Origin of the sequence: Christiangramia lutea (genome assembly GCF_022489035.1) — a bacterium.
Classification (GTDB): Bacteria; Bacteroidota; Bacteroidia; order Flavobacteriales; family Flavobacteriaceae; genus Christiangramia; species Christiangramia lutea.
This window is the reverse complement of the sequence record NZ_JAKVTV010000002.1, coordinates 208,762-222,238: the sequence shown is the minus strand read 5'-3', so window position 1 is coordinate 222,238 and position 13,477 is coordinate 208,762. Positions and strand designations below refer to the sequence as shown.

General features: G+C 37.8%; 14 protein-coding genes. 11 read left to right on the top strand and 3 right to left on the bottom strand.

The features are described 5' to 3' along the window. Positions 1-21: 21 nt before the first annotated feature. From ML462_RS07330 to ML462_RS07305, 6 genes are all read left to right on the top strand, one after another. Entirely contained in the window at positions 22-978 is a 957-nt protein-coding gene (locus tag ML462_RS07330; protein WP_240713157.1) for a D-2-hydroxyacid dehydrogenase, read from the top strand. A gap of 72 nt (positions 979-1,050) precedes the next feature. Beyond that, on the top strand, positions 1,051-1,674 hold the full coding sequence (locus tag ML462_RS07325) for a DUF937 domain-containing protein (protein WP_240713156.1): 624 nt from the start codon (positions 1,051-1,053) through the stop codon (positions 1,672-1,674). Between the two features lie 38 nt (positions 1,675-1,712). Then, positions 1,713-2,138, top strand: coding sequence for a DUF6146 family protein (locus ML462_RS07320; RefSeq protein ID WP_240713155.1), 426 nt, complete (start codon positions 1,713-1,715; stop codon positions 2,136-2,138). A gap of 29 nt (positions 2,139-2,167) precedes the next feature. Then, positions 2,168-2,473 carry a DUF6787 family protein gene (locus tag ML462_RS07315; RefSeq protein WP_240713154.1) on the top strand — a complete coding sequence of 102 codons (306 nt, stop codon included), beginning with the start codon at positions 2,168-2,170 and terminating at the stop codon, positions 2,471-2,473. Further along, complete coding sequence (locus ML462_RS07310) at positions 2,474-2,791, top strand: hypothetical protein (RefSeq protein ID WP_240713153.1); 318 nt, start codon at positions 2,474-2,476, stop codon at positions 2,789-2,791. 40 nt (positions 2,792-2,831) lie between these two features. Then, complete coding sequence (locus tag ML462_RS07305; protein WP_240713152.1) at positions 2,832-5,132, top strand: TonB-dependent receptor; 2,301 nt, start codon at positions 2,832-2,834, stop codon at positions 5,130-5,132. Between the two features lie 58 nt (positions 5,133-5,190). Here ML462_RS07305 and ML462_RS07300 read toward each other — a convergent pair whose 3' ends face one another. The 3 genes from ML462_RS07300 to msrA are packed head-to-tail and all read right to left on the bottom strand — an operon-like array spanning position 5,191 to position 6,688. Beyond that, the gene (locus ML462_RS07300) at positions 5,191-5,493 is read right to left on the bottom strand and encodes a hypothetical protein (protein ID WP_240713151.1); all 303 of its coding nucleotides are present in this window, start codon (positions 5,491-5,493) and stop codon (positions 5,191-5,193) included. Positions 5,494-5,538: 45 nt separating this feature from the next. Continuing rightward, positions 5,539-6,135, bottom strand: coding sequence for a GTP cyclohydrolase I FolE (folE, locus tag ML462_RS07295; protein ID WP_240713150.1), 597 nt, complete (start codon positions 6,133-6,135; stop codon positions 5,539-5,541). Position 6,136: 1 nt separating this feature from the next. After that, positions 6,137-6,688: a peptide-methionine (S)-S-oxide reductase MsrA gene (msrA, locus tag ML462_RS07290; protein ID WP_240713149.1), complete on the bottom strand. Its 552-nt coding sequence runs from the start codon at positions 6,686-6,688 to the stop codon at positions 6,137-6,139. Between the two features lie 147 nt (positions 6,689-6,835). Between msrA and ML462_RS07285 the strand changes: the two genes are divergently transcribed. The 5 genes from ML462_RS07285 (at position 6,836) to ML462_RS07265 (ending at position 13,448) form a co-directional block, all read left to right on the top strand. Further along, on the top strand, positions 6,836-9,274 hold the full coding sequence (locus tag ML462_RS07285) for a DUF5916 domain-containing protein (protein ID WP_240713148.1): 2,439 nt from the start codon (positions 6,836-6,838) through the stop codon (positions 9,272-9,274). A gap of 52 nt (positions 9,275-9,326) precedes the next feature. Beyond that, positions 9,327-9,992 (top strand): ABC transporter ATP-binding protein, encoded by a 666-nt coding sequence (locus tag ML462_RS07280; protein ID WP_240713147.1) that lies wholly within the window; start codon positions 9,327-9,329, stop codon positions 9,990-9,992. Positions 9,993-10,134: 142 nt separating this feature from the next. Further along, a complete protein-coding gene (locus ML462_RS07275) occupies positions 10,135-10,911 on the top strand; it encodes a TIGR02757 family protein (RefSeq protein ID WP_240713146.1) in 777 nt (258 codons plus the stop codon). Positions 10,912-10,966: 55 nt separating this feature from the next. Continuing rightward, positions 10,967-12,178 (top strand): sensor histidine kinase, encoded by a 1,212-nt coding sequence (locus ML462_RS07270; protein ID WP_240713145.1) that lies wholly within the window; start codon positions 10,967-10,969, stop codon positions 12,176-12,178. A 67-nt stretch (positions 12,179-12,245) separates the two neighbouring features. Then, positions 12,246-13,448, top strand: coding sequence for a sensor histidine kinase (locus tag ML462_RS07265; protein WP_240713144.1), 1,203 nt, complete (start codon positions 12,246-12,248; stop codon positions 13,446-13,448). Positions 13,449-13,477: the final 29 nt, after the last annotated feature.

The following is a 13,477-nucleotide window of genomic DNA, read 5'->3' as shown; positions in this document are numbered from 1 at the left end:
TCAATATAGATTATTACCAGAATGAAAGTATTAGCAAATGACGGGATTTCGCAAAGTGGAATAGAAACCCTGAAGAATGCAGGTTTTGAAGTAATTGTAAAAAAAGTAGCGCAAGAACAATTAAAAGAATACCTGAACAAAAATGCCATTAGTGTTCTTCTGGTAAGAAGTGCTACAAAAGTAGATAAGGACATCATTGATAGTTGCATACACCTTAAGGTTATTGGCCGTGGAGGTGTTGGAATGGATAACATTGATGTTAAATACGCCAAAAGTAAAGGAGTTGCGGTAATAAACACACCATCGGCCTCTTCAAGTTCGGTGGCTGAACTCGTTTTTGCTCACTTATTTGGAGGAGTACGAAAACTTCATGATTCCAATAGAAATATGCCCCTTGAAGGTGATTCAAAATTTAAAGAGCTTAAAAAATCTTATGCCGGCGGAGTTGAATTAAGAGGTAAAACTCTCGGAATTATTGGTTTCGGAAGAATTGGCCGTGAGGTAGCCAAAATAGCGTTGGGAATTGGGATGAAAGTAATTGCCAGTGACCAGACAATTGGAGAAGCTGAGATCACCCTGGAATTCTATAATCATCAAACCATTAAAATCCCAATAAAGACCGAACCTGTTGATATGCTTATCAAGGATTCAGATTTCATCACTCTTCATGTACCGGCACAGGAAAAACCTGTTATTGGCGCAAAAGAGTTCGAAAAAATGAAAGATGGAGTTGGGATTATCAACGCTGCCCGTGGTGGTGTACTTGATGAAAATGCTTTACTGGAAGCTATTGAATCTGGTAAAGTTGCATTTGCGGCATTAGACACTTTTGAAAATGAGCCATCACCAGCTATAAAATTATTAATGAACGAAAGCATTTCTCTTAGTCCACATATTGGAGCTTCGACCAATGAAGCCCAGGAACGAATTGGCGTGGAGCTTGCCGAGCAGATTATTTCAATTTTGAAGAAAGATTAATGGATTTTACTGAATAATCAAATTCCAGATTTTTCGTAAATTCTAAGATCTAATTATTTAAACTTTGACGTTATGGCATCAATTCTGGACATCTTAAATACACAAGCGGGGCAATCACTTATAAATACTGCAAGTAATCGAACTTCAGAAAAAAAGGAGGATGTAGTTTCTGCACTGGGTATGGCCCTTCCCCTGCTTCTAGGTGCAATGAAAAATAATTCAAAATCTCCGGAAGGAGCTGCTAAATTGAATGAGGCCCTTAGCCAGGATAAGCACAATGGTGCCTTATTTAACCAATTAAATGATCTCGATCCAGAAAACCTTCAAAATGAAGGCAAGAAGATAGTAAGTCACATATTTGGAGAGAATGAAGAAAATATCTCTTCAAGCCTGAGTGCTATTTCTAATATTAAACCAGAAAATTTAAGTGCAATCATAAAAATGGCTGCACCTATCTTGTTGAGTATCCTGGGAAGCCAGAAAAGAAAAGATAATGTTGGTGCGGACGGATTAGATGATCTCCTTGGAAATATACTTGGAAGTAATTCCAAGCATGATAATTCTTTTTTAGAAACTATCCTGGACCGCGACGGAGACGGAAATATTATTGATGATATTGGCGGGATGATCCTGGGAGGAAACAGGTCTGGAAGATCTGGTGGTAGTATCCTGGGTGGATTCACCGGTGGGAAATAACAGGTATACTTTTTGCGCTTAACCTACTAAACATAACTATGAAGAATTTATTTTATATCGGCCTACTCGCTTTGTTCATATACAGTTGCGGATCCTCTGGAGGCGGAAAATTCAATGAAAAAACAGCCGAAGCGACCAATGATACGGTTCGAATCGCTAACGACAGTCTGGAATATGAGATAATAATCATTGAACCAGGCTTCAACCTTTTTATAAACTCAACTGCCCGCCAGAGGGGATTTTACTCACAAAATTATCTTGAGAACAAAAATAAATTTCTGGTTCCTGAATACAATCAAAGGGTTAGGCAACCTATGATATTCAATCCTAACCTTTATCTAAATGAGATCAATTACGATCCGAATATAGATTATGGATATGAGGTGAATTACCTGCTTTATAATTATTTTGTATTCTTCAGTCGTCATTACAATCAAAGATTTAGTGTGCCAACCAGGATTTGATTCTCTATACAAATCCTTATATTTGCGGCATGAAAAAACTAAAAGAACGCTGGGGTATAGAATCCAATTGGCAACTTTTTATAATTTTCGTTGTATTTGCCATTACCGGGTCTACAGCAGCTAAACTTGCCAGCCCTTTTGTAGAATTACTTGGAATAAACCAAGAAACCAGCCATTGGACCGTTTACTGGTTTGCCAGGATCTTTTTGATTTTTCCTATTTACCAGGTTCTCCTTGTATTTTTTGGTTGGGTTTTTGGCCAATTCCAGTTTTTCTGGGCCTTCGAAAAGAAAATGCTTACTAGAATAGGCTTAGCCAAAGTCTTCAAAAACTAAATGAAAGCATTGAAAAACATATTCATGGTGATTACGGCAGTTTTAATTCTGCTGCCATCCGGGATAAGTTTTTCGCATATCTTTTCAGATCACTCTCATAATCTTTGTGATAATTATGCTGAGCATCATTACCATACTAAATCTGTAGATTGTGATCTTCATGATTATCATAAGAATCCGGCATTACATCTCGATATTCCTGAATTCACATTTATTGAATTTGAATACAAAGAAAAATTAACCTACGATTATTACCAGTTTTTAAATGATTTTGAGGCTCTCCCCTTTGACCTTAGAGGGCCTCCATATTTTGCCTGATTCCTCAAAAAGCAAATCACAAATCATTTAAAACAAAGCAATGCGAAATACTTTGCTAGTACTGCTGTTCATGGCAGTGAACACAATATCATATAGCCAAAATCAATTTACAGGAATAGTTAAAGATGCTGAAAATGGAGAGCCTGTTTTTAGCGCCAATGTATATTTCCCCACTTTAGAAAAAGGAGATATTACCGGCGAAGACGGGAGATTTGAAATTGGCAATTTACCTGCTGGTAATTATAAACTGGTGATCTCCTCTATAGGCTACACCTCCTATACAACTGAAATTAATATTCCTGCAGAAGAATTTGAAATTCTACTAACTCCATCTGCTATTGAGATGGAAGAAGTGATCGTTTCTACTCCTTTTCATCAGTTACAAAGTGAGAATGTAATGAAAGTTGAAAGGGAAAGTATTTCTGAACTGAACAAAAACGGAGCCGTAACTCTTTCAGACGGAATTACCCAGATCGCTGGTGTAGAAAGCGTAACCACAGGTACTGGAATAGGAAAACCCGTGATTAGGGGCTTAAGTTCCAATCGGGTTTTAGTTTATACGCAAGGAATTCGGCTGGAAAACCAACAATATGGAGAAGAGCACGGCCTGGGGATAAGCTCCATGGGTATTGGAAGTGTTGAGGTTATTAAAGGCCCAGCATCTCTTCTTTACGGAAGTGATGCCATTGGAGGAGTTCTTTACCTTAATCCGGAACTATATGCCTCTTCAGGAGAAACAAATGGAGAGCTTAGAACAGATTATTTCACCAATACCCGTGGATATCAAAGTAGTTTAATGGCAAAAACTTCGGGAGAAAAACTGAAATTCCTTGCCAGGGGTAGCATCGCTGCGCATAGTGATTACAAAACCGGAAATTATGAAAGGGTCACCAATACCAGATTCAGCGAAAAAGACCTTAAAGCCGGAATTGGGTTCCAGGATCAGAAATACAAGGCCGACCTTAGATATAATTTTAACAGGAGTGAAATTGGGATTCCAGAGGAGATAGGAATTCAATCTACTCGTAAGCTACCACTTTTACCAAATCAGGTAATTGACAATCATGTGCTGAGCCTGGATAACAAATTCTATTTTAAAAACTCGAGCCTGGATTTTAGAGTTGGCTACCAGTTCAATGATCGTAAAGAATTTGAAGAGCATCATGAGCACGAGGAAGATCATGAAGAAGGGGAAGAACATGAGGAAGAACATGAAACACATGAAGAAGATGAGGACCATGAGCATGAGCATGAAGAGCACGAAGGCCCTGCCCTGGAAATGCATCTTGAGACTTTAAATTATAACCTGAAATATAATCTTCCGAAAATTGGAAATTTCGAGATCATTACGGGAGTACAGGGTATGTATCAAACGAATGACAACTTTGGAGAAGAAATTCTTATCCCAAATGCAGAAACCTTTGATTTTGGAATTTATACCACAGCTCATTACCATATCTCCAATTGGGATTTCCAGGGAGGTTTGAGATTTGACCACCGCGATCTTCAAACAGAACAAACATTAAGCGAGGGGCAGCTTATAGAAGGAATAGATAGAAGCTTTAATAGTGTGAACGGTGCTTTTGGTGTAAAATATAAGTTTGGAGAAAAATTTACAGGACGTTTGAATCTTGCCAGTGGTTTCAGGGCACCAAACCTGTCTGAATTAACTTCCTATGGAACACACCACGGAGCCAACCGGTTTGAAATTGGAAATCCAGATTTAGATAATGAACAAAATTTCCAGGTAGATCTAGCTTTGGAATACAGGAATCAGCATTTTGAAGTTTTTGCAAATGCTTTCCGAAATTCCATTTCAAACTATATTTTTATTAACCCTACAGGCGAGGAGATCGATGGAGAAGCAGTATTCGAGTACGATCAACAGAACGCAATGCTATACGGTGGTGAAGCGGGCATACACATTCACCCTCACCCACTCGACTGGCTTCACCTGGAAAGCAGTTTCCAGACCGTAACCGGAGAATTGGAAAACGGCGGTTATTTACCTCTTATTCCGGCAAATTCTTTAACAAATACATTCAGGGTAGAATTAGAAAATATAGGCCGTAACCTTGTTTCCAGTTATTCCTTTATAAGGCTTAGATCTGTATTCGACCAGAACAACCCTGGAAGCTTTGAAACTGAAACTCCCGGATACTCCCTATTAAGTGCGGGTATTGGAACAGGAGTTAAATTAGATGAATTCATGCTCGATTTAAGATTGAGCGGAAATAATCTTTTAAATGAATCCTACATATCACATTTGTCAAGGTTAAAACCAGACGGGATCCAGAATATTGGTAGAAATATTATGCTTTCCGCTACTATAAGTCTTTAAATTAAAAAAGGCTATCAGAACATCTGATAGCCTTTTTTCTTTAACTAATTAAACTATATTAATAACTTTCAACCTCTATTACCTGAGCTTTTAAAGGCTCCTTCTTCCATACGTAAGTGTAAAGGTACATTAAGGTAAAAGTTGGTATTATATCTGTACCTGGCAGTATCTCTTCAAGGAAAACCAGGATTGAAGCTATTTTACCTTTTCTTCCGGGATACATTTCACTCATTTTCTTCGCTGCATATGGCGCCCAAAGGAGATCCAGGAAAGGCCCAATTACCGGAATTGCCACTGTAGCCATACCGGCAAGGTCATAGGCCAGACCTTTTATAAAAATTTTATTTCTGAAAAGTTTCATGTTTTTTGATTTTGGTTAAAAGAAATCAAAAAAGGTGCCAGTTTGTTATCTAAGGTCAGAGCTGATAAGCTTCAGAAATTCATTTCTAGTTTCAATTTCCTTAAACTGTCCTCGAAAACCGGAAGTTGTAGTGGCACTATTCTGCTTTTGCACCCCCCTCATCATCATACACAGATGTACCGCTTCTATTACCACAGCAACCCCCTGAGGTTGCAAAGTATCATTTAAACAATCCAGAATATCACTGGTAAGCCTCTCCTGAACCTGTAACCTTCTGGCAAAAACATCCACAATCCTTGGAAGTTTGCTCAATCCTACAATCTTACCATTAGGAATGTAGGCAATATGAGCCTTACCGAAGAATGGCAACATATGGTGTTCGCAGAGGGAATATAATTCGATGTCTTTTACAACCACCATTTCATCATAAGTTTCATCGAATACCGCTTTTTTGAGGATCTCTTCTGCATTCATGGAATAACCCTGGGTTAGGAACTGCATTGCTTTTGCCGCTCTTTCGGGAGTTTTCAGGACACCCTGCCTTTTTGGGTCTTCCCCTACTCCTTTTATAATATCGAGGAAGTTCTCCTGCAGGTTATTAGTGATCTCCTCGTTATATTCTTCAAAATATTTATAAGCCATCTTAATTGGTATGTTTCAGTTTATCGGAAAATAGTTGCTTAAGCTTAGTGATCTTTGGGTCTATAATATACTGGCAATAAGGTTGCTGCCTATGCTGGTTATAAAAATCCTGATGCTCTTTTTCAGCAATATAAAATGGAGTTGCCTCTGTGATCTCCGTCACGATTGGGTCCTGAAAGGTATTTTGTTCTTCCAGAAGCTTGATTACCTGTTCTGCAATTTTTTTCTGATCCTCGCTATGATAGAAAATTCCACTTCTATATTGGGTTCCTACATCATTTTGCTGCCTGTTGAGGGTGGTTGGGTCATGAGTGGCGAAAAAAACTAATAATAGCTCTTCATACTTCAGCTTTGCAGGATCAAACTCAATCTCAATAGCTTCCGCATGTCCTGTCCTACCCGTAATGATCTCACGATAGGCAGGATTTTTAATACTACCGCCTGTAAATCCTGAGGTTACTTTTTCAACCCCTTCAAGTCTTTGAAAAACAGCCTCTGTACACCAGAAACAGCCGCCGGCCAGAGTGGCTTTTTCCAGACTGATCTTATTCATAAAATAAATTTTATTCGTTTTGTTTAGCTAATTTAGGTTTTAAATAAACAAAACTACGCCTGTTTAACTTGATTTTAAAGAAAAACTTTGTCTGTTCCCAATAACAGTAATACTTTTGAGCGCTTTTATTTTTCCAATACTATTTTAATGCCCCCACAAAGATTTCTATTTTTCCTTTACTTTCTATCCTGCCTTAATGTCTTCTCACAGAATCTGGAAAAAACCAGGAGAAGCCTTACTGCCATAAAAATTTCAAATCCTCCAAAAATCGATGGACATCTGAATGATGAAATTTGGAAAAAATCTAAAGGACAGTCAGGTTTTGTGATGGTAGAACCTGGAGATGGAGATTCGATTCCTGCTTCTCATGATACTGAAGTTAGAGTACTTTATGATGATCAGGCTATTTATATTGCCGCAAGAATGCTTGAGGAACATCCCGAAAGGATAATGAATCAGCTAACGCAAAGAGACAATCTTAACCAATCTGAATTTTTCCTTGTTGATCTAAATACCTACGATGATGGTGAAAACCAGACTCGATTCATAGTTACTTCAACAGGTACTCAGGCAGATGCCCGAATGACCGGAAATAACGAAGATTATGGATATAATGTGGTTTGGGATTCGGAAGTTTTTCAGGATGAAAACGGCTGGTATGTAGAGATAAAGATACCCTATTCGGCTTTAAGATTCCCAGAAAAACAGGACCAAATATGGGGTATACAGTTTGTCCGGGAGATCACTCATTTGAATTCAACGTATGTATGGAACTATATTAACAAATCTGTGGGTGAACCGGGACAATATAATGGCTTGCTTAAGGGAATTTCTAATATAGATCCTCCGGTGAGGCTGAGCCTTTACCCATACACTTCGATTGCGGTAGACCAATTTGATGGACATACCTATTTTAATTTTAATGCCGGTCTGGATCTGAAATATGGCCTTAACGAATCTTTTACCCTAGATATGACACTTGTCCCGGACTTTGGGCAAACTGCATACGACGAAGTTGAGCTGAACCTGGGCCCATTTGAACAGATATTTGGGGAGAACAGGGCATTCTTTACTGAGGGTACCGAGTTGTTCAATAAAGGTGGACTCTTCTACTCTCGTAGAGTTGGAAGCACTCCTATTGGATTTAATCAGGCTCAGGCAGAATTACTTGAAAATGAAGAGATCATTGAAAATCCAGACCGTACAGATCTTCTGAACGCGCTTAAAATATCAGGAAGAACTGACAGAGGCCTGGGGATAGGATTCTTTAATGCGATCACAGATGAAGAATTTGCAACCTACCGTGATACTATTTCAGGTGAAACCAGGCAAAGGATCACAGAGCCTTTCGCTAACTATAATATCATGGTTTTGGACCAACGATTCAATAAGAATTCATCGATTAGTCTTATCAATACCAACGTAACACGTAGCGGGCATTTCAGGGACGGGAACGTTTCTGCATTTCTTTTCGATGTTTATAATAGATCTAACTCCTTCAATTTTGCCGGACAGGCAAAAATGAGCAATGTAAACCTGCCCGGTCAGAATGAAACTGGATTCGCTTCTGAGCTTTCAATAAACCGGACTAAAGGAAATTTCAGATATGGAGTGGCTCATGAATTTGCGAATGAAACCTATGACATTAATGACCTTGGGATTAGCTTTATTAATAATTACAATAACTTTTCCTGGAATACTTCCTACCAGATATTTGAACCAGAGGGAAATTACAACCGATACCAGATTAACATCTATGGACAACATTTAAGAAGGTATAAACCAGATCTTGCTGTGAACACTGGATTTGGAGGTGATTTTTTTGCCATGACTACAAAAAGGTTCGCCTTTGGCGGTGCTTTAGGAATGAATTCAGAATTCAGGGATTTCTTCGAGCCACGAGCTGAAAACTCTTATGTTACTTATCAACCATTTATGGATATGAGTTTTTTCATTTCTTCAGATTACCGCAAGAGATTTGCTTATGATATTCGAAGCAGCTATAATGAATATTTCAATTCTACTCATAGTTTTTTCAATCTTACCCTTAAGCCTAGATTCAGGTTCAGCGACAGGTTTCTGCTTATTTATGAATTTCAGTATACCAATCAGAAGGACCGACCGAGTTATGTGGACCAGTCAGATAAAATGGTGATTTTCGGAAATCGGGACCAAAGAAGCATAGAAAACTCTCTCAACGGAAATTACAGTTTCAATACAAAACAGGGACTTAATTTAAATTTCAGGCATTTCTGGTCTACAGCAAGATTTGCCAAAGATGGATTCTCCAAATTAGAAGAAAATGGTGACTTAACAGGAATAGAATATGAAGCAAATGCCGAAAATAACCCAGATGCGAATTTCAACATCTGGAACCTAGACCTGAGCTACAGGTGGCAGTTCGCTCCCGGAAGTGAGGCAGTTTTGCTCTACCGAAACGTGATCTTCAATGAAGACAAACTAAGTTATCTTGGTTTTAACGAAAGCCTGGATAATTTATTTGCAAGACCGGCCAGGCATAATTTAAGTCTTCGAATTGTATACTTTATAGATTACAACAATATTAAAAACTTATTCCAGAGCTAAACTTGGGGAATCTACCTAATTTGGCTATTTTCGGTTCACTTATTTTTCCCAGATGATAATTGCCAAAAACATTAATAAATACTACGGAGATTTGCATGTATTGAAATCTGTAGATCTTCATATTAAAAAAAGCGAGATCGTTTCTATCGTTGGTGCTTCAGGCGCAGGTAAGACCACACTTTTACAAATCCTGGGCACTCTGGACAAACCTTCAAAAAAGAAGAATTCGAAGCTGGAAATTAACGGTACAAGCATTTATGGTTTAAAATCCCGTGAGCTTTCTAAATTCAGAAACAGGCATATCGGGTTTATTTTTCAGTTCCACCAGTTACTCCCTGAATTTACGGCACTGGAAAACATCTGTATTCCTGCATTTATTCATAAAACCCCGAGAAAACAAGCTGAAAAAAGAGCGATGGAATTATTGAGTTTTCTGGGCCTGGAGCACAGGGCATCCCATAAACCAGGTGAATTAAGCGGCGGTGAACAACAAAGAATTGCCGTAGCTCGTAGTCTTATCAATAATCCTGACGTTATTTTTGCTGATGAACCCTCAGGAAATCTGGATAGTGAATCGGCTGAAAACCTGCACAAACTCTTTTTCAGGCTGAGAGAAGAATTCCACCAAACCTTTGTGATTGTTACTCATAATGAGGAACTGGCAGATATGGCAGACAGGAAACTTACTATGGTTGATGGTGAGATTATTAATGATTGATTTTTAATTCTTAATAAACCTGGGCAAATTTGATAGATTAAATAGCTTAAAGATCCTTCCTACCTAAAGAGTTAATAGTTACTCTTTTCATTGATGAAGTTTTATAATTCATACCTTTGCAGGTTATATTTTCAAGCCATTCATGCAATTATCCCGTAAAGATTTAAAGGAATTTTTAGATGCGAAAGTTCATAAGTATAATACCCCAGAATTCATAGAAACAGATCCTATCCAGATTCCTCATTTATTTCAGAAAAAAGAGGATATTGAGATTTCAGGATTTTTAACCGCGACCATATCCTGGGGGAACAGGAAAAGTATTTTAAAGAATTCAGCCAAACTAATGGATTTGATGGACAGGAGTCCGCATGATTTTATTTTGAATCATGACCAAAGCGATCTGGAAAACTTAAACGGATTTGTACACCGAACTTTCAATTCAGATGACCTTATTTATTTCATTAAAGCCCTGAAGAATATATATGATAATCACCGGGGACTGGAACCCATTTTTACAGTAAACTCGACAAATGATAGTCTTCAACCGGCCATTCATAAATTCAAATCGATATTTTTTGAGTTGCCACATCAGAAAAGGACACAAAAACACATTAGTGATCCCTTTAAAAATTCGGCAGCAAAACGTATAAACATGTTTCTAAGATGGATGGTTAGAAATGACTATTCTGGAGTAGATTTTGGTCTTTGGAAAGATATTGCCCTGTCCAAACTGTCCTGTCCTTTAGACGTGCATTCAGGCAATGTAGCCAGAAAGTTAGGAATATTGAAAAGAAAAATGAATGATGCCAAAGCACTTTCAGAATTAGATACTAATTTGCGGCAATTAGATCCTGTAGATCCGGTAAAATATGACTTCGCGCTTTTTGGCCTAGGAGTATTTGAAAAAGACGGCTTTTAGAAGTTGTGATTCTCGAGATTATTGGTTTTATTTAACACACTTAAACGTTCCTAAAATGATCGCTCCTGCTACTCCCGCAAATGAAGCCGAAAGACTAAATTCCCTCAGGCAGTTGGATATAATTAATTCCATGCCAGAAGAGGCCTATGACACAATTACTGAATTGGCCAGTTATATTTGTAAAACTCCCATCGCTGTAGTGAATATTGTAGATTCACAGCACAACTGGTTTAAATCTAAATATGGAACTGAAATAACCGGTTCACCAAGGGATGTATCATTTTGTGGCCATACCATATTAGAACCCGATAATTTACTTGAAATTCCAGATGCAGCTAAAGATGAACGGTTTATAGGTAATCCTTTTGTTACAGGCGAAAATCCAATTAGATATTATGCCGGAGTTCCATTATTAGACAATAAGGGATTGCCCCTGGGTACACTTTGTGTTTACGACTTTGATGAACACACATTGGATGAAAAGCAAAAAAAAGCCTTAAAGGCTCTTGCAAAACAGGTAGAACTACTTTTTGAATCGCGAAGAAAGAATAAGATCCTGGAAGAGTTGAAAGGTGAACTGGATGAAAATAATAAGATCCTAAAAGAGTTTGCCAGCACCGTATCTCACGATCTCAAAATGCCTTTGGCAAATATGATCCTTACGGCTGACATTCTGAAAGTGAAATATTCCAATAAAATAGATAAGGAGGGTATGGATTATATAAATTACCTAAAACATTCCGGCCTTACTCTAAGCGATTACATAAACGGAATCCTTGATCATTATTCGAATAATCGTGCAAATACAGGAAAAGTAGAAGAGTTCTTCCTAAATGATATGCTGGAGGATATCATAGACCTGTTACAAATTGCGGAGAACTGTGAAATCAATTTACCGGATAATAATCTCAAAATAATAGGTAATACCTCTGCCATTGGCCAAATCTTTATGAACCTAATTAGCAATAGCTTAAAATATAATAACCAGGAAAAGATTATTATTGAAATTGACTGTACTGAAAATAAAGATTTTTTCAATTTCAGTGTAAGCGATAATGGTATTGGAATTGCTAAGGAAAAACAAGCCGGAATTTTCGATCTTTTTACTACGGTTGCTGAAAAAGACAGACAGGGAAGAAAAGGTCACGGAATTGGATTATCTACCGTAAAAAAGATTGTGGAAAGTCTTGGTGGTAATATTCGCCTGACTTCTTCTGAAAACGAAGGAACTATCTTTGAATTTAGTATTAAGCGTTATAATATTTAGATTAGGTTTTTTTTAGGTAAAAGTTTGAAAATTTTAAATAACTTTAGCTCAACCTTTTACCGGAAAAATGCAAGAAAGCCTGATTCCCTTCAATGAAAAGCTACGGCGAACAGCTTTGAAGGAATATGATATTTTAAATTCTGGACCAGACGAAGATTATGATAATCTTACGTTTCTGGGGGCATCTATATCTAATTGTCCGGTTGCCAAGATAAGCATTGTAGATCATCAAAGAATATGGAACAAATCGGTTTTTGGTGCCGAAGTTGAGGAAATAGGCCGGGAAAATTCATTCTGCGACCGGGCCATCCACAGGGATTCTTCAATTTACATAATTAAAAGAAGTGAAAATCCCGAAATTTTTGAAGCCGCAAAAGGTATTTATGATCGAGAATTCTCATTCTACGCCGGTATCCCGCTTCATAACCCACAGGGACATGCTATAGCCGTATATTGTGTTTTCGATACTGAGGAAAGGGACCTTACCGACCACCAGTTGAAAGGCCTTATGGCTCTAGCAAGGCAAACCATGAATCTTTTTGAATTCAGGAAACAGAAAAACAAGCTGTATAAAGTTCAGAAAAAGCTAAAGGAAAAATACCAGGAACTGGAAAAATTTGCCAGCCTTGTGTCTCACGATCTAAAATCTCCTCTCGCCAATATCATTTCATTAAGTGAATTACTTAAGGATGAAAACCAGGGAAAATTTGATGAGGATACGGAACAATACCTTCAATTCCTCGTTGAATCTTCTTATTCCCTTCGAAATTACATTGATGGAATTCTTAGTTTTTACCGTAGCGATCACGTTATGGAAAAAGATTATACCAATGTAGACCTAAGAAAGCTTTTGAAGGGAGTAGTTAATCTCTACCAGGTAGCAGATGATATTGAGATCCATTATCCCGATGATATCATGCTTCATAATGTGAATAAAGCAGCTCTTTCCCAGGTGTTCATGAACTTGATAAGCAACGCCCTAAAGTATAATGATAAAGAGCTAAGAAGGGTAGATATTGATTTCAGCAAAAACGAAGAATTCTACTTTTTTGAAGTAAGAGATAATGGAAAAGGTATTCCAAAGGAAAAGTATGAAGATATTTTTGACCTCTTCACAACCCTGGATACTGCCGACCGCGAAGGAAGCTTGGGTAGCGGGATAGGTCTTGCCACAGTTAAAAAGCTAATAGAATCCATGGGTGGATCTATATCCCTTGAATCTGAAGTTGGAAAAGGTAGTGTTTTCAAATTCTGCATAAAAAGGTTTTAGCTTAAGTTCACATTTCATTTTCTATATTT